Origin of the sequence: Bradyrhizobium erythrophlei (assembly GCF_042430365.1) — a bacterium.
Lineage (GTDB): Bacteria > Pseudomonadota > Alphaproteobacteria > Rhizobiales > Xanthobacteraceae > Bradyrhizobium > Bradyrhizobium erythrophlei.
The window spans coordinates 1-20,069 of record NZ_JBHMET010000249.1 but is presented as its reverse complement, the minus strand read 5'-3'; the positions used below and the strand labels follow the sequence as shown (position 1 = coordinate 20,069).

The 20,069-nt window shown below is 66.6% G+C and carries 17 protein-coding genes; 13 read left to right on the top strand and 4 right to left on the bottom strand.

Features of this window, described 5'->3' with window-relative positions; all coding sequences use genetic code 11:
- Window positions 1-820: cupin domain-containing protein (locus ACFFWD_RS37545; RefSeq protein WP_376974321.1), on the top strand; the 820-nt coding region annotated here is incomplete at its 5' end.
- A 159-nt stretch (window positions 821-979) separates the two neighbouring features.
- On the opposite strand, the gene galE is transcribed toward ACFFWD_RS37545, so the two are convergent.
- Both galE and ACFFWD_RS37535 read right to left on the bottom strand, forming a co-directional pair.
- Window positions 980-1,984, bottom strand: a complete 1,005-nt coding sequence (galE, locus tag ACFFWD_RS37540) for a UDP-glucose 4-epimerase GalE (RefSeq protein WP_376974319.1) — start codon at window positions 1,982-1,984, stop codon at window positions 980-982.
- A 177-nt stretch (window positions 1,985-2,161) separates the two neighbouring features.
- The gene (locus ACFFWD_RS37535; protein WP_376974317.1) at window positions 2,162-2,539 is read right to left on the bottom strand and encodes a VanZ family protein; all 378 of its coding nucleotides are present in this window, start codon (window positions 2,537-2,539) and stop codon (window positions 2,162-2,164) included.
- A 251-nt stretch (window positions 2,540-2,790) separates the two neighbouring features.
- Between ACFFWD_RS37535 and ACFFWD_RS37530 the strand changes: the two genes are divergently transcribed.
- From ACFFWD_RS37530 to ACFFWD_RS37500, 7 genes are all read left to right on the top strand, one after another.
- On the top strand, window positions 2,791-3,462 hold the full coding sequence (locus ACFFWD_RS37530; protein WP_376974315.1) for a response regulator transcription factor: 672 nt from the start codon (window positions 2,791-2,793) through the stop codon (window positions 3,460-3,462).
- Between the two features lie 90 nt (window positions 3,463-3,552).
- A complete protein-coding gene (locus ACFFWD_RS37525; protein ID WP_376974313.1) occupies window positions 3,553-4,932 on the top strand; it encodes an ATP-binding protein in 1,380 nt (459 codons plus the stop codon).
- A gap of 136 nt (window positions 4,933-5,068) precedes the next feature.
- Window positions 5,069-6,463 (top strand): hypothetical protein, encoded by a 1,395-nt coding sequence (locus tag ACFFWD_RS37520; RefSeq protein ID WP_376974311.1) that lies wholly within the window; start codon window positions 5,069-5,071, stop codon window positions 6,461-6,463.
- Between the two features lie 133 nt (window positions 6,464-6,596).
- Window positions 6,597-7,703, top strand: a complete 1,107-nt coding sequence (gene ccmI / locus ACFFWD_RS37515) for a c-type cytochrome biogenesis protein CcmI (protein WP_376974309.1) — start codon at window positions 6,597-6,599, stop codon at window positions 7,701-7,703.
- Between the two features lie 53 nt (window positions 7,704-7,756).
- Window positions 7,757-8,248: a cytochrome c maturation protein CcmE gene (gene ccmE / locus ACFFWD_RS37510; RefSeq protein ID WP_376974307.1), complete on the top strand. Its 492-nt coding sequence runs from the start codon at window positions 7,757-7,759 to the stop codon at window positions 8,246-8,248.
- Window positions 8,245-10,227: a heme lyase CcmF/NrfE family subunit gene (locus tag ACFFWD_RS37505; protein ID WP_376974305.1), complete on the top strand. Its 1,983-nt coding sequence runs from the start codon at window positions 8,245-8,247 to the stop codon at window positions 10,225-10,227. Before ccmE ends, ACFFWD_RS37505 begins: the two co-directional genes overlap by 4 nt.
- The gene (locus tag ACFFWD_RS37500; RefSeq protein WP_376974303.1) at window positions 10,227-10,727 is read left to right on the top strand and encodes a cytochrome c-type biogenesis protein; all 501 of its coding nucleotides are present in this window, start codon (window positions 10,227-10,229) and stop codon (window positions 10,725-10,727) included. Before ACFFWD_RS37505 ends, ACFFWD_RS37500 begins: the two co-directional genes overlap by 1 nt.
- 53 nt (window positions 10,728-10,780) lie before the next feature.
- Here the strand turns inward: ACFFWD_RS37500 and ACFFWD_RS37495 are convergent, their stop codons facing one another.
- Both ACFFWD_RS37495 and ACFFWD_RS37490 read right to left on the bottom strand, forming a co-directional pair.
- Window positions 10,781-11,620: a hypothetical protein gene (locus ACFFWD_RS37495; RefSeq protein ID WP_376974301.1), complete on the bottom strand. Its 840-nt coding sequence runs from the start codon at window positions 11,618-11,620 to the stop codon at window positions 10,781-10,783.
- The gene (locus ACFFWD_RS37490) at window positions 11,617-11,853 is read right to left on the bottom strand and encodes a YjiS-like domain-containing protein (protein ID WP_376974299.1); all 237 of its coding nucleotides are present in this window, start codon (window positions 11,851-11,853) and stop codon (window positions 11,617-11,619) included. The genes ACFFWD_RS37495 and ACFFWD_RS37490 overlap by 4 nt, the downstream gene beginning before the upstream one ends.
- A gap of 161 nt (window positions 11,854-12,014) precedes the next feature.
- Between ACFFWD_RS37490 and ACFFWD_RS37485 the strand changes: the two genes are divergently transcribed.
- The 5 genes from ACFFWD_RS37485 to ACFFWD_RS37465 all read left to right on the top strand — a co-directional run bounded on the left by ACFFWD_RS37485 (window position 12,015) and on the right by ACFFWD_RS37465 (window position 20,013).
- Window positions 12,015-12,887 carry a LysR substrate-binding domain-containing protein gene (locus ACFFWD_RS37485; RefSeq protein ID WP_376974297.1) on the top strand — a complete coding sequence of 291 codons (873 nt, stop codon included), beginning with the start codon at window positions 12,015-12,017 and terminating at the stop codon, window positions 12,885-12,887.
- A 179-nt stretch (window positions 12,888-13,066) separates the two neighbouring features.
- Window positions 13,067-14,653 carry a Do family serine endopeptidase gene (locus tag ACFFWD_RS37480; RefSeq protein ID WP_376974295.1) on the top strand — a complete coding sequence of 529 codons (1,587 nt, stop codon included), beginning with the start codon at window positions 13,067-13,069 and terminating at the stop codon, window positions 14,651-14,653.
- 261 nt (window positions 14,654-14,914) lie between these two features.
- Complete coding sequence (locus ACFFWD_RS37475) at window positions 14,915-15,595, top strand: winged helix-turn-helix domain-containing protein (RefSeq protein WP_376974362.1); 681 nt, start codon at window positions 14,915-14,917, stop codon at window positions 15,593-15,595.
- A 3-nt stretch (window positions 15,596-15,598) separates the two neighbouring features.
- Window positions 15,599-17,053 carry a sensor histidine kinase gene (locus tag ACFFWD_RS37470; RefSeq protein ID WP_376974292.1) on the top strand — a complete coding sequence of 485 codons (1,455 nt, stop codon included), beginning with the start codon at window positions 15,599-15,601 and terminating at the stop codon, window positions 17,051-17,053.
- Window positions 17,050-20,013 (top strand): bifunctional [glutamine synthetase] adenylyltransferase/[glutamine synthetase]-adenylyl-L-tyrosine phosphorylase, encoded by a 2,964-nt coding sequence (locus tag ACFFWD_RS37465; RefSeq protein ID WP_376974290.1) that lies wholly within the window; start codon window positions 17,050-17,052, stop codon window positions 20,011-20,013. The genes ACFFWD_RS37470 and ACFFWD_RS37465 overlap by 4 nt, the downstream gene beginning before the upstream one ends.
- The last annotated feature ends 56 nt before the right edge of the window (window positions 20,014-20,069 follow it).

Sequence of the window (20,069 nt, the reverse complement as noted above, 5' to 3'; positions counted from 1 at the left end):
CATGTTCCGCGCCGCGGTGCTGCTCGACGAGTATCGCAATGTCGACGCGGCGAGCGTCGCTTCCATCGCGGACTCCGTCGCGACCGCCGCGCGCGATCTCGGCTTCGTCAAGCTCGACGCGGCAGCCTTCGCTGCGGCGAAGGCGATCTCGATCGACTATGCGGTGATGGAGAAGACCGCGCATGCGGCGGTGGTGCCGGTGGCGTGCGGCTGGTCGGACATCGGCTCATGGCGCCAGGTCTGGGAGCTGTCGGAGAAGGACAGCCAGGGCAACGCGGCGCGGGGGGCTGCGGTGTTCGAGGATTCGCGCAACTGCAACGTCTCGACCGATCGCGCGCTGGTCGCGCTGGAAGGCGTCGACGATCTCGTCGTGGTGGCAACCCAGGACGCCGTGCTGGTGTCGCGCCAGCAGGACGCCAACGGTCTGAAGCGGCTGGTCGGCAAGCTCAAGGCCATCGCGCCCGAGGTGACCGAGAGCCACATCAAGGTGCATCGTCCCTGGGGCTCCTACCAGTCGGTCGACAATGGCGACCGCCACCAGGTCAAGCGCATCATCGTCCGGCCGGGTGGGCGGCTCAGCCTGCAGAAGCACCACCATCGCTCCGAGCACTGGATCGTGGTGCGCGGCACCGCGCAGGTCACCGTCAACGAGCTGATCAAGACCGTGCACGAGAACGAATCGATCTATATCCCGATCGGCGCGGTGCACCGGCTGGAGAACCCCGGCAAGATCCAGCTCGAGCTGATCGAGGTGCAGACCGGCAGCTATTTCGGCGAGGACGACATCATCCGCATCGAGGACGACTATCAGCGCGCATGAGGCCACGCGATCGTGATGCGGTGCCAGAGCGTTTTCGAGCGAAGTGGATGCCGGTTCGCGTGAAGAAAACGCGTCAAAACTAGAATCTAGAGCTTCGGCTCTGATTCAATCAGAACCGAAGCTCTGGTGTCGCATCACGATTTCGCTGCGTTGGCTGTCTTACGCGTATCCGTTCGGGTTGCCGCTTTGCCAGCGCCAGTGATCGGCGCACATCGTCTCCAGCGACCGCGTTGCCGTCCAGCCGAGCAGCTTCGCTGCATAATCGGTCGCGGCATAATAGGCGTCGAGATCGCCAGCGCGGCGCGGCTTGATCTCGTAGGGGACCGGCCGGCCGCTTGCGGCTTCGAAGGCGCGAACCACGTCGAGCACGCTGTTGCCGGCGCCGGTGCCGAGATTGACCGCAAAGCATTGCGGAGTGTCGAGCAGCCGCAGCGCGGAAACATGGCCCGCGGCGAGATCCATCACATGGATGTAGTCGCGCACGCCGGTGCCGTCGGGGGTGTCGTAATCGTTGCCGAAGATATTGAGCCGATCGCGGCGCCCGATCGCGACCTGGGCCACGAACGGCACGAGGTTGTTGGGAACGCCTTTCGGGTCTTCGCCGATCAGCCCGCTCTCGTGCGCGCCGACCGGATTGAAGTAGCGCAGGATCGCGATCGCCCAGCTGTTGTCGCTCACATACTGGTCACGCAGCATCTCCTCGATCATGAGCTTGGTGCGGCCATAGGGATTGACGGCCTTCAGCGGGTGCTCCTCCGTGTAGGGCAGGAATTGCGGCGTGCCGTAGACGGTCGCCGACGAGCTGAACACGATCTTGCGCACGCCGGTTGCCTGCATCGCGCGCAGCAGGCGATGCGAACCGATGACGTTCTGGTCATAATAGTCGAGCGGCTGCGCAACCGAATCCTGCACGGATTTCAAACCGGCGAAATGCATCACCGAGGTGCAGCCATACTGCGCCAGCGTCGTCTCGAGCGCGGCCTGGTCGCGCACATCGCCTTCGACGACGGCAAGCGGCTTGCCGCAAATCTTCTGCACCCGCTCCAGTGCGATCGGACTGCTGTTGGAGAAATTGTCGAAGACGACGACATCCTCACCGGCCGACAGGAGTGCGACGCAAGCGTGTGAGCCGATGTAGCCGGCGCCGCCGGTGACCAGGATCATGCGATGTCTCTGCGTTATGCGACGGCCTTGCAGGCGCTATCGCGACACTCTTAGCATTCCAGCTTTTTCGACGCCAACGCCTGTTTGTCTCAGCGTCGCAGATCTTCATCCATCAGTTGCGGCGAACTTTATTCTCCACAACAGAATTACTTTATCTCGATCGCGGTCGCCGTCGTGCTAGCCGGCCGACTGTCCCGGCAGCTTCCTGAAGCGATCGATCTGACCCTGCAACAGCGCGAGCAGCAGCCGGCCAGCTCCGATCCCGCAGAGTCCGCCCGCCGCCTTCACCAGCGCATCGAGCAGGCGGCCGTGGCGATCCGGCGTCAGAAGCTGGAGCGTCTCCAGCACGAACGCGCTGGCGAGGACGATCGCAACGATCGGCAGCACGCGGCGCGGATAACCCAGCACGAGCGCCAATCCGAGCAGCGCGAACGCGGCAAAGTGCTCGACCTGGGGCCCGGCGATCGACGGCCGTTCGTCGATCGGAGACAGCGTCGCGAACGCGATGAAAGCAAGTGCCAGCCAGCCCGAAATACGGGAAATCTTTTGGGTCATGACAGTAAGGTGGTATGCGACGGCCGACCCGATCGCAACCCGGGAGCCGCCGCCGGGGGGGGCGGTTTGCGGGGCCGATCGACGGTTATCGTTAACCGGCCGCCGTCCGGCGTGCCCGGCCGGCCCAAATCTGCTATCAAGCGGACATGACCAAAAAGTAACATTTCGCCCGTTGTTCCGTTCATAGCCCGTTCACCGCCGAAAGCCTCATTTGATGCCGGATACCGCAATACCTACCCTCGGAGGCCAACGTGCGTCTGCTTGTCGTTGAGGATGATCCGGACCTGAATCGCCAGCTCACCACGGCGCTGACGGATGCCGGCTATGTGGTCGACCGGGCGTTCGACGGCGAGGAAGGGCATTTCCTCGGCGACAGCGAGCCCTATGACGCCGTCGTGCTCGATATCGGCCTGCCGAAGATGGACGGCATCTCGGTGCTGGAAGCGTGGCGTCGCAACAAGCGGGTGATGCCCGTCCTGATTCTCACCGCGCGCGACCGCTGGAGCGACAAGGTCCAGGGCTTCGACGCCGGCGCTGACGACTATGTGGCGAAGCCGTTCCACCTCGAGGAGGTGCTGGCGCGGATCCGCGCGCTGCTGCGCCGCTCGACCGGCCATGCCCAAGTCGAGCTGGTCTGCGGACCGGTCTCGCTGAACACGCGCACCAAGCGCGTCACGGTCAACGGCAACCCGATCAAGCTGACCTCGCACGAGTACAATCTGCTTGATTACCTGATGCACCATACCGGGCGGGTGGTGTCGCGGACCGAGCTGGTCGAACATCTCTACGACCAGGACTTCGACCGCGACTCCAACACCATCGAGGTGTTCGTCGGCCGCATCCGCAAGAAGCTGGAAGTCGATATCATTCAGACCGTACGGGGCCTCGGCTATATGCTGACGCCGCCGACGTCGGGCGCCTGATCGGCGTGCGGGCATCGGCATGATCCCTCCGAGGGGGACAGGATTTTCCATGTCGAAGCGCGCTGACATGATTTTCGAGACCGTGCCCTGATGCGCGGCAGTTCGCTTGCGACCCGCCTGTTCGTGTCGGCCACCGCCTGGGTGGTGGTGATCCTGGTGATCACGGGTGTCATCCTGTCGTCGGTCTATCGCGAGGCGACCGAGCGCGCCTTCGACCGCAGGCTCAATCTCTATCTGCGCACGCTGATCGCCGAGGTCGCGACGCCGGACGAGCCACCGGACCGTCAGTTCCAGTCGCTCGGCGAACCCCTGTTCGACCTTCCGCTGTCGGGCTGGTACTGGCAGATCACCCGCACCGACACCGAGAAGGGCGAGACCCGCGCCTCGCGCTCGCTGTGGGACAAGAAGCTGCCGAAGCTCGAGGAGCATGGCGCCGAGCTCACCGCCGCCGGTGTTCGCCTCGGCTATGTCGACGGCCCGGAAGGCCAGAGCCTGCGCATGGTGGAGCGGCCGGTCGATCTCGGCGCCGACGGCAAGTTCCTGGTCAGCGTCGCCGGCGACGCCACCGAGATTTTCGATGAGACGCGCAGCTTCGACTACTATCTCGGCGGCACCTTCGCCGCGCTCGGCATCGTGCTGCTGCTGACCACGATCTTCCAGGTCCGCTACGGCCTTGCGCCGCTCAAGCGCATCTCGGACGCGATCGCCGACATCCGGTCCGGCCGGGCGGAGCGGCTGGAGGGCCAGTTTCCGGTCGAGATCGCGCCGCTCGCGCGCGAGACCAACGCGCTGATCGATGCCAACCGCGAGATCGTTGAACGCTCGCGCACCCACGTCGGCAATCTCGCCCACGCGATCAAGACGCCGCTCTCGGTGATCGTGAACGAGGCGAGCGCGCATGCCACCGATCCCTCCTTCGCGAGGAAGGTGATGGAGCAGGCCGACGTGATGCGGGACCAGGTTGCCCATCATCTGGAGCGGGCGCGCATTGCCGCCCGCGTCACCATCGTCAGCACCATCACCGACGTCGCGCCGGTCATCGAGGCGCTGCGCCGGACCATGGAGAAGATCCACCGCGATCGCGAGATCGCGATCGAGGCGAAGGCGGACCCGGCGGCGCGCTTCCGCGGCGAGCGGCAGGACCTCGAGGAGATGGTCGGCAACCTCGTCGACAATGCGTGCAAATGGGCGGCCTCGCAGGTGTTCATCGAGGTGCTGGTCGAACCGCCGGAGGAGGCGGGCGCCGCGCCGCGGCTGCGCATCGTCGTTGACGACGATGGCCGCGGCCTGTCGGAGGCCGAGCGCGCCCAGGTCTCGCGGCGTGGCCAGCGGCTCGACGAATCGAAGCCCGGCTCGGGATTGGGGCTTTCGATCGTGACCGATCTCGCCGGCCTCTACGGCGGCAATCTCGCCCTTCGGAACGCGCCGATCGGCGGCCTTCGGGCCGAGCTGGTGCTGCCCGGGGTGTAGCGCGCCGCCGGCGCGCGGCCGCGCGCCGTATTCGGGATGTCATTATTCCTAAACGACTTCTTAACACGCCCGCTTCTATGATCCGCGACGGACGTGTTGCGGCCGTCCGCGCCACACCAAGCTTCATGACCGGGGCATGAGCCAAAGATCGATCGAGCGGCTGAGGGACTATCTTGCGCAGCTACCGCCGCAATCGCAGGCGCTGCTGATGCGGGAGTTCGAGCGCGCCGTCGAGCGTGGCGAAGACGTCACGGTCGCCAACATGGTGCTGGAGCAGCTGCGCAAGATCGTCCGTGGCGCGGAGGAGGACGAAGAGATCCAGCCGCGCAGCGACGATCCGGCGCGGCTGTTGTTCCGTCCGCTCGAGCCGTTCCTGGCAGAAACCAATTTCCCGACCCGGCCGGGCCAGATCAAGCGCGCTTCGCTGCTGCCGGTCTGGCAGTGGCTGGCGCGCGACGGTGCGCCGGAGGCTGCGCGTGAATACGAGGCTGCGCTCGCCACCGCGCGGGAGGCCGGTCCGGCCGAGGCCGCGGCGCGCAAGTTCCAGCTCGCAGCGGCGGAGGCGATCCTCAAGATCGCGGCGCCGGGTGGCGACGACCGTCAGCGCGGACTATCGCGCGTCGGCCCGCCGAGCGTGGTCGACGACCTGCTGCCGATCGGTTCGGTGTTGCGGGCGCGCGAGGCGCTGGAGACGCTGGGCAGCCGGTTGCCCAGCCAGATGCGGGTGTTCGCCGACGCCCAGATCGCATCCGTCACCGACGCGTTCAAGGTTCCGTCGCTGCAGACGCCGCAACTCCTGCCCTTCGCGCTGTCCCTGATCGCCCAGCGGCTGGTCGCGCCGTGGCAGATCATTCGCCTCGCGATCAAGATGGCCGCTTCCGACGACGAGCTGCGGGTGGCCGCAACCCCCTTTGGTATCGCCGTCACCATCGCGCTGCACGATCTGTCGTTCGTGGCCGCCTGCCTGCGAACCGACATCAGGCGCGGGCATTTCGATTATGTCGGCGAGCAGCTCAAGACGCTGCATGACGGCGTCCGCGGCCTGCGCACCGAGCTCGATTTGCGCAACGACTCCGCCTGGGGCCGCCAGCTCACCTCGATCCGGGCCGACACCTCCAACGCGCTGCAATCGGAAATCGACAGCGTGCCCGGCCGGGTCCGCCGCATCCTGCGCCAGCGCGCCGACAAGGACATTTCCGCCGCGTCCCAGATCGACATGTCGGAGGTCGAAGACACCGCTGCGCTGATCGACTTCGTGGCGGTGTGCCGCACCTATGCCAGCGAGCTCGCCATCAACGAGGTGACGCTGCGGACCTATTCCGACCTGCAGCACTATGTCGAGCAGTCGACCGAAGGACTGGTGCAGTCATTGCGCGCCGGCGATACAAGGGTGCGCTCCTTCCGCCAGATGCAGGTCAAGGCCGCGATTCGCTTCTGCGAGGTTCTTTTCGGCCACGATTACGCGTCGCTGATGAGCCGGGCGGCCGAAAACGCCGTCACCGGCGAGCGCAAATCCTCCCGCGCGAGCTGACCCCGAGAATTCCTCCCGGCCTTTGGTCGCGCTCCCGATCCAGCAATTGTCAATTGCCGGGCTCGCTGCGGCTGGTGTAAAGCGGCTTGGCGGGGCCTGACCGGAGGCCGCCGTTCTGCCCGGGAACCGCTTGATGACGCTGTGGTTTGTGTTCGCGCTGATGACGGTCGCGGCGATCTTTGCCGTGCTGTGGCCGCTGAGCCGTGGGCGGGCTGTGGGCCGTGGCGGCAGCGAGGCCGTCGTCTACCGGGATCAGCTTGCCGAAATCGACCGCGACCTGGCGGCGGGCAGCATCGGCGCCGCCGAGGCGGAGGCCGCGCGGATCGAGATCAGCCGGCGGCTGCTCTCCGCGGCCGACCAGAATGAGCGGGACGCCCCGCTGCAGGGCAACCTCAGGCTGCGGCGGGTCGCCGCCGTCGTTGCGCTGGTCGGTCTGCCGGTGATTGCCGCCGGTCTCTACCTCTGGCTCGGTTCGCCGCAACTCGGCGACTTCCCGCTCGCCGAGCGCAGCCGGGTCGCCGACGCCAATCAGCCTTTGACGAACCTGGTGGCGCAGGTCGAGTCTCACCTGGAGAAGAATCCGACCGATGGCCGCGGCTGGAGCGTACTGGCGCCGGTGCTGTCGCGCCTCGGCCGCTACGATGACGCGGTCCGCGCCTATCGCAATGCCATCACCTATGCCGGCGACAGCGCCGAGCGCCGCGCCGACCTCGGCGAAGCGCTGCTGGGCGCGGCCGGCGGCGTCGTCACGTCGGACGCCAAGGCGGAGTTCGAGCGCGCCGTCGCGCAGAATGCCGACGACGCCAAGGCCAATTATTTCCTCGGGCTGGCCGCCGAGCAGGATGGCCGCAAGGCCGATGCCGCGGCGATCTGGCAGGCGCTACTGGCGAAGGCGCCAGCCGATGCACCCTGGCGTCCGCTGGTCCAGGCCGCCCTGGTGCGGGTCGGCGGCGTCGCCGCGCCGCCGCTGCCGGACAGTGCGATGGCCGCGGCCAAGGATATGGGCGAAGCTGATCGCGGCGCGATGATCCGCGGCATGGTCGACCGGCTGGCGACCCGGCTGAAGCAGAACGGCGACGACGTCGAGGGATGGCTGCGTCTGGTGCGCGCCTACCTCGTGATGGGCGAGCGCGACAAGGCAATCAGCGCGCTTTCCGATGCGCGTCAGGCGGTCGCCAACGACGCCGAGCGGTTGCGGCAGCTCAATGAAGGGCTGAAGAATCTGGGGCTGGATGGGTGACGCATGATGCCGGGGGATGAGCCGCGGAGCGACGTCATGCGCAAGGAAGGACCATGACCAGGAAGCAACGACGTCTGACCTTGATCGGCGGTGCGCTCGCGGTGCTTGCGATTGCCGCGGGCCTCGTGCTGAACGCGCTGCGCGATTCCATCGTGTTCTTCTCGACGCCGTCGATGGTGGCCGAAAAGCATATCGGCCCGGGCCAGCGCTTCCGTCTCGGCGGGCTCGTACAGCCAGGTTCCCTGCAGCGCGGCGACAATCTCGCGGTGAGCTTCAGCGTCGCCGACGGCAGCGCGACACTGCCGGTCGCCTACAAGGGCATCCTGCCGGATCTGTTCCGCGAAGGGCAGGGCGTGGTCGCGGAAGGTGCGCTCGATGCGTCGGGCGTGTTCCGGGCCGACACCGTCTTGGCAAAGCATGACGAGACCTACATGCCCAAGGATGTCGCCGACGCCCTGAAGAAGCAGGGTCACTGGAAGGACGATTACGGCGCCAAGCCGAGCGCCTCGGCCGCGCCGCAGCCGGCGCAGGGAGCGATGCGGTGATCGCGGAAAGCGGACATTACGCGCTCGTGCTGGCGCTCGGTCTGGCGCTGATCCAGTCGACCGTGCCGCTGATCGGCGCGCGCTGGCACGACGCGGCCTTGATGAGCGTCGCGCGATCGACGGCGCTCGCGCAATTGCTGTTCGTCGCGGTCTCGTTCGTCGCACTGGTGATGCTGCACGTCACCTCGGACTTCTCGGTCGCCAACGTCTACGAGAACTCTCATTCGCTCAAGCCGTTGATCTACAAGATCACCGGCGTGTGGGGGAATCACGAAGGATCGATGCTGTTGTGGGTGTCGATCCTCGCGCTGTTCGGCGGCCTCGTTGCGGCGTTCGGCAACAACCTGCCGCTGTCGCTGCGTGCGCATGTGCTGGCGGTGCAGGGCTGGGTCGCCAGCGCCTTCTATCTCTTCATCCTGATCACCTCGAATCCCTTCCTGCGCATCGCCAATCCGCCGATCGAGGGCCGCGACCTCAATCCGGTGCTGCAGGACATCGGCCTCGCGGTGCATCCTCCAATGCTCTATCTCGGCTATGTTGGCTTCTCGATCTCGTTCTCGTTTGCGGTCGCGGCCCTGATCGAAGGCCGGATCGATGCCGCGTGGGCGCGCTGGGTACGGCCGTGGACGCTGATGGCCTGGATTTTCCTCACGCTCGGCATCGCGATGGGGTCGTACTGGGCCTACTACGAGCTCGGCTGGGGCGGCTGGTGGTTCTGGGATCCGGTCGAGAACGCCTCGCTGATGCCGTGGCTCGCGGGCACGGCGCTGTTGCATTCGGCGCTGGTGATGGAGAAGCGCAACGCGCTCAAGGTCTGGACCATCCTGCTGTCGATCCTGACCTTCTCGCTGTCGCTGCTTGGCACCTTCCTGGTGCGCTCCGGCGTGTTGACCTCGGTGCACGCGTTTGCGACCGATCCGGCGCGCGGCGTGTTCATCCTGTTGATCCTCTGCGTCTTCATCGGCGGCAGCCTCGCGCTCTACGCCTGGCGCGCCTCGGCGCTGAAACAGGGCGGGCTGTTCGCACCGATCTCGCGCGAGGGCGCGCTGGTGCTCAACAATCTCTTCCTCACCACCGCCTGCGCGACCGTGTTCATCGGGACGCTTTATCCGCTGGCACTCGAGGTCCTGACCGGCGACAAGATCTCAGTCGGCGCGCCGTTCTTCAATCTCACCTTTGCGCCGCTGTTCGTGCCGCTGATGATCGCGGTCCCGTTCGGGCCGCTTTTGGCCTGGAAGCGTGGTGACCTGCTCGGCGCCGCGCAGCGGCTGACCGCGGCCGGCGTCGCCGCGCTGGTTGCGATCGCGCTGATCTGGGCGTGGACCTATGGCGGTGCGACACTGGCGCCGCTCGCGATCGGCCTTGCGGTGTTCGTGATCGTGGGCGCGCTGTGCGATCTTGCCGAGCGCGTCGGGCTGTTGCGGATTCCGTTGTCGATCTCGCTGCGCCGGGCGCGCGGGTTGCCGCGTGCGGTGTGGGGCACGGCGTTCGCCCATGCCGGCCTCGGCGTGGCGCTGATCGGGATTGTCTGCGAGACCACCTGGAACAGCGAATATATCGGCGCGATGAAGCCGAACGACGTCGCCAACGTCGCCGGATACCAGCTGAAGCTCGACGGCCTGACGCAACGCCAGGGGCCGAACTTCCGCGAAATGCTTGCGCAGTTCAGCGTCAGCCGCGACGGCGACAAGCTCGCTCTGATGACCCCGTCGAAGCGCAATTTCACGACGCGGGGATCATCGACAACGGAAGCCGCGCTGCTGACGCGCGGCGCCAGCCAGCTCTACATCTCCCTGGGCGATAACTCAGCCGACGGCGCGATCGCTGTGCGGATCTATCACAAGCCGCTGGTGCTGCTGATCTGGTGGGGCCCGGTCCTGATGGCGTTTGGCGGCGTGCTGTCGCTGTCCGACCGCCGCTTGCGGGTGGGGGCGCCAAAGCCCGCCCGTGCGGCGCGCGCATTGCAGGCGGCCGAGTGATGCGGTCGCGCACGATCCTTGCCGGCCTGCTGGCCGCGGCGCTGATGGCGAGCCCGCTGCCGGTCCGTGCCGTGCAGCCCGACGAGATCATGTCGGATCCGGCCAAGGAGGCGAGGGCGCGGGAGCTGTCACGCGAGCTGCGCTGCATGGTCTGCCAGAACCAGTCGATCGACGATTCCGAAGCGCCACTCGCGCGCGATCTCCGCCTCCTGGTGCGTGAGCGGATTGCCGCCGGCGACAGCGACCGCCAGGTGATCGATTTCCTGGTGGCGCGCTATGGCGAATTCGTGCTGCTGAAGCCGCGCTTCAGCCCGCACACGCTGCTGCTCTGGCTGATCCCGCCGCTGGCGCTTTTGGGCGGCGGCCTTGCGCTCTGGCGCTACAGCCGGCGGCGGCGCGGCACATCCGTGGACGATGCGTCGTCGAAGCTGACAGAGGAAGAAGCGGCGCGGCTCGCGCGGTTGATCGCCGCTGAGCCGCCAGCCGAAGAGCCGCGATAGGCGTCATCATCCGTGCAGGATGTTCCCGCTCGCAACAGTCGTTTGTTCTGAAGTCACTGTCTGCCTTCACTTGCTTCATCATCGCGACCGTGACGCGGCCGCGCCGTTGGCGCGGGCTTGATCGCACTGGCCGGGTTGCGGGCGGTCAGGTCCGTTGGATTGAGCGCGCCGACGCGCGGTCGCAGATCGCGTTCCTCGAGGAAGATACGGAGCGCTGCGTAGAGGGTCGCACCGGCCGCGAGCAGGAAACGTCCCGATGTCATGACCGGCGACGACCATAGCGCCAGCACAACGCCGAGGTAGCGCGGATAGCGTACCAGCCGATGCAGCCTTGCGGCATCGGCCGCCGTGCCGTGCGGGCGGCCGACAACGCCAAGCGATAAGTGCCTTGCCCGAAAGGGCTCGAACGCGCGCGACAGCACCGCGCCGTAGATGACCGCGATCCAGCCGGACCACGACCATCCCCTGACTGCCGCCACGAGTCCTGGATTCGAGACTTGCCAGATCGGCGCGGAAAGCGGCTGCCACGCGGCGAACAGCAGTGCGGTGCCAAGGCACGCAAGCAGCACCAGGTTGCGCCGGGCGATCGTTGGCCCGACGAATCGCTGCAGCACGCCGTGAAGCGCTTGCCATTCGACACAGGCATGCGCGAAGGCGCAAATGGCGATGAGCTCGATGTCGATGATGACGGCGACCGACGACGTGAAATGACCACCGCCGCTGTCGACGTCCTTCGGGACCGTAAAGTCGCCGGTGAAGCCGATCGCGTAGACAAGCAGGCCGGCGAGCGCCGCTGCCGTCAAGACCGCGTGGCCGGCATCGAGCGCGTGCGCGGTCAGGCCCCGCTGGGGCCGATGCGCCCGCTCGCTGCTGCTGACGAGCGCCAGGGTCATTGATCGATCTCCCAGATCCGAGAACCAGCCTTGCCGTGAACCGCCTGCGCGATCCGGCAGCGTGCGACGCCGAGGTCGCGCAGCTGGTGATCGTCGAGGCTCTCGAGCTGCTTGATCGCCTCGCGCCGGTCGCAGAAATCGGCAAAGCCGGTGGCGCAAGCCGCGATGCAGTTCAGCGCGGCCCGGAGCGGCCGCGGCCTGGTCGCGCGCATCAGGATTGAGTTGGTCGTCATGGCGCGGTCTCCGTCTGTTGACGAAGGGAAGGGATGCCGCTCGCGGGCTTGCGCGGCGGCGGTGAAGGGTTAGAAAAATTGGATGCCACTGCGTGCGCCCATGAAGGCGACTTCGCAAACGCCTTTATCTCGGGCACAGGGTAAGGAAAGGTTGGGGTGATATGCGCCGCTTGCCTTCGCTGAACGGCCTCCGCGCCTTCGAGGCCACAGCGCGGCACGGCAGCTTCGTTGGCGCCGCTCACGAGCTCAATGTCACCCAGGCAGCGGTGAGCCGCATGGTGCGGCTGCTCGAAGCGCGGCTCGGCTTTCCGCTGTTCGAACGGCTGCCCAACGGCCTGATGCCGACTCCGCAGGCGACGGCGCTGCAGCCGAGCCTCAGCGCCGCATTGGATCAGATCGCCGCTGTTGTCGAGCAGGTGACGGCGATGCGCATGGCGCCAGCCCTTACCATCGGCGTCGGGCCGTCTTTCGCAGTGCGCTGGCTGATCCCACGTCTTGGAAGCTTCTACAGCCAGCATCCCGACATCGAGATCCGCATCGCCACCGGCGGTACGCTCAATCCGTTCAAGGATGATTGGACCTGCGGCATCCTGCTCGGTAGCGGCGAGTGGCCCGGGCTCGAGGCCGTCCCGCTGTTTGCCGCTGATTTGTGTCCAGTTTGCACGGCAACCATCGCGCGCCGCCTGCGCAAGCCGTCGGACCTTGCCAAGGAGCGGCTGCTCGTGGTCGAGCACTCGCCGGAGGACTGGCCGTCGTGGCTGGCGGCGGCCAAGGTGAAACTGCCGCGCGGCGGGCTGGGGCCGAGCTTCGGCAATTACTCCATGGTGCTGCAAGCGGCATTGGATGGCGTCGGCGTCGCGATCGGCCTCAGCCCCTATGTCGATGACGACCTCGCGGAGGGGCGTCTGGTCGCGCCCTTCAAGCTCGCTGTACCCAAGGGGAATGGGTGGTACCTCGTGTATCGCCCGTTCCGCGCCAAGGACCCGGGCCTGGCGGCCTTCCGGAACTGGCTGCGAACCGACCCGGCCGTCTAGCCTTCCGCCTAATCGCTTGTTTTAACTACGCTATTCTGCCGCATTTTTCCGGCTTGATTACAAAAGTTTAATTCCGCCGCCAGCGCGCCGTAAGGCTGGAAACCCCATGTTCAGGCGCATCAGGTGTCTGCCTCCCCGCACCGACGATTCCGAATTCTGGCTCTTGGAGATTTCAAGAAATGACCGACCGTCCCACCGACCTCTCGTCCTTCCCGTCGTTCCGGGCGCCGAAGCGTTCGCTGTTCTCGGCTCGCAAGCTCGCGCTGATGGCGTCCGTCGTCGCCGGCCTTGGCGCTGCCGTCTATGGCTTCAGCCCTTCGTCCGTTGACCTCTTCGCGACCCCGGCGCACGCGCAGGTCAACACCGAGGTCCGCAAGGTCCAGCAACCGGTCGGTTTCGCCGACATCGTCGAGCGAGTGAAGCCCTCGGTGATCTCGGTGAAGGTCAATATCGGCGAGAAGGTCGCCAAGAATGACGACAACAACAACAACGACGATTCGCCGTTCCAGCCGGGTTCGCCGATGGAGCGCTTCTTTCGCCGCTTCGGCGGTCCGGATGGCTTGCCCCCGGGCCTGCGCGGTGGACCGCGCGGTCGTGGCGTGGTGACCGGCCAGGGTTCGGGCTTCTTCATCTCGGCTGACGGCTACGCCGTGACCAACAACCACGTCGTTGACGGCGCCGACAAGGTCGAAGTGACGACCGATGACGGCAAGACCTTCAAGGCCAAGGTGATCGGCACCGACCCGCGCACCGACCTCGCGCTGATCAAGGTCGAGGGCGGCTCGAACTTCCCGTATGCAAAGCTCTCCGACACCAAGCCGCGGATCGGCGACTGGGTGCTGGCGGTGGGTAACCCCTTCGGCCTCGGCGGCACCGTGACCGCCGGCATCGTCTCGGCCTCCGGCCGCGACATCGGCAACGGCCCGTATGACGATTTCATCCAGATCGACGCGCCCGTGAACAAGGGCAACTCGGGTGGCCCGGCGTTCGACGTCTCCGGTGAGGTGATGGGCGTCAACACCGCGATCTACTCGCCGTCCGGCGGCAGCGTCGGCATCGCGTTCTCGATCCCCGCGGCGACCGTGAAGAACGTCGTCGCCCAGCTCAAGGACAAGGGCTCGGTCAGCCGCGGCTGGATCGGCGTCCAGATCCAGCCGGTGACCTCTGACATTGCCGACAGCCTCGGCATGAAGAAGGCAGAAGGCGCGCTGGTTGCGGAACCGCAGGCCAACGGCCCCGCGGCCAAGGCCGGCATCGAATCCGGCGACGTTATCACCGCCGTCAACGGTGAGCCGGTGAAGGATGCGCGCGAGCTCGCCCGCACCATCGGCGGCCTGCCGCCCGGCAATGCGGTCAAGCTGAACGTGCTGCACAAGGGCCAGGACAAGGTCGTCAACATCACGCTCGGCCAGTTGCCGAACACGCTGGAAGCGAAAGCTGACACCGACAACAGCGACAAGGGTGGCGCAACCCGCGGCACCGACGTGCCGAAGCTCGGCCTCACCGTCGCGCCCGCCAACAGCGTGGCCGGCGCCGGCAAGGAAGGCGTGGTCGTGACCGAAGTCGATCCGAAGAGCGCCGCCGCCGAGCGGGGCTTCAAGGAAGGTGACGTCATCCTCGAGGTCGCCGGCAAGACCGTTGGCACCGCCGGCGAGGTGCGCGACGCGATTGCCGCAGCGCGCAACGACAACAAGAACAGCGTTCTCATGCGCGTGAAGAGCGGCGGTTCGTCGCGCTTTGTGGCGGTCCCGCTGGCCAAGGGCTAAATATGAGTTGGGAAGCGTCGTCGGCATCAGTCGCCCCCGCTGACGGCGCTTTCCGGGGGGCGGGCGCCTTGCTCGCTCCCTCCAGTACCTTTCGATGGAATACGCCCCCCTCCGTCGGAAGGGCTCAGGGCGGTGAGGTCCCCCAGCTTCACCGCCCACTTTTTTCATCAAATCCAGGTCAGGCGCGGTCGTCTTGCATGTGCAGGCCGGCCGCGCCATGGTGAGAGAAGGCCAGTTCCCGTGAGTGCAACCGCTCCGCAAATGCGCATCCTGATCATCGAAGACGACCGCGAGTCCGCCGACTATCTGGTCAAGGCGTTCCGCGAAGTCGGCTACGTCGCCGATCTCGCCACCGACGGCGAGGAGGGCCTTGCGATGGCCGAAAGCGGCGACTACGACGTGTTGGTGGTCGACCGCATGCTGCCGAAGCGTGATGGCCTGTCGCTGATCGGAAGCCTGCGCGACAAGGGCAACCGGACGCCGGTCCTGATTCTTTCCGCGCTCGGCCAGGTCGACGACCGCATCAAGGGCTTGCGCGCCGGCGGCGACGACTATCTGCCGAAGCCGTATTCGTTCGCCGAGCTGCTTGCGCGCGTCGAGGTGCTGTCGCGCCGCAATGTCGGCCCGGCCGAGGAGACCACCTACCGGGTCGGCGATCTCGAGCTCGACCGCCTCTCGCATCGCGTCGCCCGCGGCAAGGACGAGCTGACCTTGCAGCCGCGCGAATTCCGGCTGCTCGAATATCTGATGAAGCATGCAGGGCAGGTGGTGACGCGCACCATGCTGCTCGAGAATGTCTGGGACTATCATTTCGATCCGCAGACCAACGTCATCGACGTGCACATCTCGCGGCTGCGCTCCAAGATCGACAAGGGCTTCGAGCGGCCCCTGCTGCACACGATCCGCGGCGCGGGCTACATGATTCGCGACGGCATTCGGTAAGCCGTGACGGCCTTCGGCAAACTGATCCGCACCACGGCGTTTCGGCTGACGCTGGTCTATCTGTTCCTGTTTGCGCTCTTTGCGGCCTCGCTGCTGGCCTATTTTGCCTGGAACACGCGGCGGCTGATCACCGAGCAGATCACCACAACGGTGAATGCCGAGATCAGCGAGATCACCGACATCTATAACCGCCGCGGCTTGCATGGTTTGGCCATCGCCATGGGCAACCGCTCGCTGCGGCCGGGCGCCAACCTCTATCTCGTCACCACGCCGACCGGGCAGGCGGTCGCCGGCAATGTCGGCTCGCTGGCGCCGGGCGTGATGGGCACGCCGGGCTGGTCGGAGACAGCCTATCGGCGGCTCGACGATCAGGACAAGATGGACCACCGCGCGCTGGTTCGTGTCACCGAACTCAGCAACGGCTTCCGCATCCTGGTCGGCCGCGACCTCGAGGAGCGGCGCCGCCTGTTCGGGATCGTCGCCAAGGCCGCGCAATGGTCGATCCTGGTGGTCGTCGTGCTCGGCATCGGCGGCGGCATCTTCGTGGCGCGCCGCGTGCTGCACCGGATCGACGCCATGACCGGCACCACCCAGCGCATCATGGCGGGCGATCTGTCCGGCCGGCTACCCGTCGGCCGCAGCGGCGACGAGCTTGATCGTCTCGCGGAAAACCTCAACGCCATGCTGGAGCGCATCGAGGCGCTGATGACGGGCCTGAAGGAGGTCTCCGACAACATCGCCCACGACCTCAAGACGCCGCTGACGCGCCTGCGCAACCGCGCCGAGGAGGCGTTGGCCAAATCCGGCTGCGAGGCCGATTACCGCGCGGCGCTGGAGCGGACCATCGAGGAGTCGGACGGGTTGATCCGCACCTTCAATGCGCTGTTGATGATCGCGCGCGCCGAATCGGGGCAGGCCCGCGGCAACATGGACGATTTCGACGCCGCCGACGTCGCCAACGGCATCCACGAGCTCTACGAGCCGCTTGCCGAGGACGACGGCATGACATTGCGGGTGAAGACGGCGCCGGCGCCGCTGCACGGCAACCGCGAATTGATCAGCCAGGCGCTCGCCAACCTCGTCGAGAATGCGATCAAATATGGCAAGCCCGAGACGAGCGTGCAGCCGCTGAATGCCGATGCAAGGGAGATCCTGATCGAGGCGCGGCGCGAGGGTGACCATGTCCTGCTCAGCGTCACCGACCATGGCCCCGGGATCCCCGAAGGCGACCGCAAGCACGCGGTGGAGCGTTTCGTGCGGCTCGAGGCGAGCCGAACCCTACCCGGGTCCGGTCTCGGTCTGAGCCTGGCCGCAGCGGTCGCCACCCTCCATGGCGGCGAGCTCCGGCTCGGCGATTCGCGTCCGGGGCTGGTCGCGACGCTGGTGCTGCCGGCGCGGGCCGGCGGCAGTGACAGGCTTGCAGCGCAAACGCAGGATGTGCCACAGAAGGCGGCATGAATGCCGCCGCGCCGGGAAACGCGGATCGACACCGTCTGGCCGCGCGGTTCGTGGACGGACCGTGTGTCGCCGCTTCCGTATCCGCCGAACAGCGCCTGAATGACTGGTTCGCCGAGCTCGAGCCGGCACAGTCCGCCGCGCTCGATGCGCTGCTGGAACATCCGTTCGCAAAGGACATCCTGCGCGGCATTGCCGAGTTCTCGCCCTATCTGTTCGATCTGGCGCGCGCCGATGCCGCGCGGCTGATCCGGATCCTGTCGTGCGACCCGGAGTCACACCTCGTCGACCTGATCGAGAGGACCTCGCGCGCGGTGTTCGCCGCCGGCGGCGAGGCTGATGTCATGCATCTGCTCCGCCGCATGAAGGCGGAGGCCGCGCTGATGATCGCGCTGTGCGACATCGGCGGCGTCTGGCCGGTGATGCGGGTGACCGCGGCACTGACTGACCTTGCGGTCGCCTCGGTGCAATCTGCGCTGCGATTCCTGCTTCGTCAGGAGGTCGCGCGCGGCCGGATGACCGCGGCCGACCCCGAGCATCCCGAGCAGGGAAGTGGCCTGATCGTGCTGGCGATGGGCAAGATGGGCGCCGGCGAGCTGAACTATTCCAGCGACATCGACCTGATCGTGTTCTTCGATCCGGCCGCGACCTCGCTCGCCGAGGACATCGAGCCGCAGCCGTTCTTCGTGCGCGTCACGCAGGGCATGGCGCGGATCCTGCAGCAGCGCTCGGGCGAAGGCTACGTGTTCCGCGTTGACCTGCGGCTGCGCCCCGACCCAGCCTCGACCCAGGTCGCGATCTCGACCGACGCGGCGATGCACTATTACGAGCGCGAGGGCCGCACCTGGGAGCGCGCCGCGATGATCAAGGCGCGGCCCTGGGCCGGCGACGCCAGAGCGGGCGATGCGCTGATCGCCGAGCTCGCGCCGTTCGTCTGGCGCAAGCATCTGGATTTCGCCGCGCTCGCCGATGTCCACGACATGAAGCGGCAGATGCAGACCTATCGCGGCCAGAGCGAGATCTCGGTCGAGGGCCACAACGTGAAGGTCGGCCGCGGCGGCATCCGCGAGATCGAGTTCTTCGCCCAGACCCAGCAACTGATCGCCGGCGGTCGGCATCCCGAACTGCGCGTGCGTCCGACGCTGGAAGCCTTGAATGTGCTCGCCACCTCCAATTGGATCACCTACCAGGCGCGCGACGAGCTGACCGCGGCCTATGAGTTCCTGCGCCGGGTCGAGCACCGCCTGCAGATGATCGCCGACGAGCAGACCCATTCGCTGCCCGAAGAAGCCGAGGCGGTTGAGCGCTTCGCGAATTTCTTCGGCTACGAGAGCCGTGAGGCGTTTGCCAGCGAACTGCTCAGCCAGCTCAATATCGTGCAGAACCACTATGGCAAGCTGTTCGAAGGGGATGATCCGACCGGCACCGCGAAGCTGCCGCAGCTCAATTATGGCGGAGGTCCCGAAGACCAGCGCCTGCTCGAGCATCTCGTCAGTCTCGGCTTCAAGAAGCCGATTGCGGCGGCGAATACCGTGCAGCAATGGATCGAGGGCGACTATCGCGCGCTGCGCGTCGAGGCGACGCGCGCCGCGTTCCTGGAGTTCATTCCCGGCCTGATCGACGGCCTCGCAAACGCCGAGGAGCCCGACGACGCGGTCGTGGCTTTCGACCGCTTCCTCGGCGCCCTGCAGCGCGGCGCGCGGCTGATCTCGCTGCTCAGCCAGAACCGCGACCTGGTGGCGCTGGTGGCGCTGATCCTCGGCGCCGCGCCGCGGCTCGGCGACATGCTGGCACGACAGCCGCAGATCATGGATGGCCTGATCGATCCGCGCTTCTTCGGTGCGATGCCGGACAGGAAGGAGCTGTCCGAGCGGCTCGCCACCACGCTGCAGGATGCGTCCTCCTACGAGGACTTCCTCGATCGTCTCAGGCTGTTCGGCCAGGAGAGCCTGTTCCTGATCGGTACGCGCATCCTCTCCGGCACGGTGTCGGCGCAGCAGGCGAGCGTCGCCTTTGCCGATGTCGCCGAGGGCATCGTGCATACCGTGCACGGCCTCGTCACCGACCAGTTCGCCGCGCAGTACGGCCGCATCATTGGGCAGGAGACGGCGATCGTCGCCATGGGCCGACTCGGCAGCCGCGAGATGACGGCGTCCTCCGACCTCGATCTGATCCTGCTCTACGACTACGACCAGGAGGCGCCGGACTCCGACGGCGAGCGCTCGCTGCACGGTGCGCAGTATTTCGCCCGCTTCACCCAGCGCCTGATCAGCGCGTTCACGACGCGCACCAATTACGGTGTGCTCTACGAGGTCGACATGCGGCTGCGCCCGTCGGGACGCGCCGGTCCGGTCGCCTCGCGCGTCGATTCCTTCGCCGATTACCAGGAGCGCGAGGCCTGGACCTGGGAGCATATGGCGCTGACGCGGGCGCGGGTGATATCCGCCTCGCCGAAGTTCCGCGAGCAGATCGAGGCGATCATCCGCGGCGTGCTGACGCGGCCGCGCGATGCGGCGTCGACCGCGGCCGACGTCGCCGATATGCGGCGCGCGATCGCGCTCGAAAAGGGCGAGGACGACGTCTGGGACCTCAAGCTCGCTGCGGGCGGTCTCGTCGACATCGACTTCATCGCGCAATATCTCCAGCTCGTGCATGCCGCAACGAAGCCGGAAATCCTCAGCGTCTCGACGATGCAGGTGCTCGACAACGCCGCAAAACTCGGCGTGCTCGGTCATTCCGAGGCCGATATCCTGCGCTCGGCCGCGCGGCTCTATCACGACCTGACGCAGATCCTCAGGCTCTGTGTCAACGGCAAGTTCAATCCGGAAAACGCCGGCGAGGATCTCCTGCGGGTGATGGCGCGGGCAGGGGACACTCCCGATTTCTCCGCCCTCGAAGCGCGTCTGCGCGAGACGCAAAGCGAGGTCCGCCGCGTGTTCAACGCGATCGTGGGTGGCGGCTAGGTCCTGTGGACTCTTGGGATTCTCAAATCGAGAGGAGTGTGATTCAAGACTTTCTT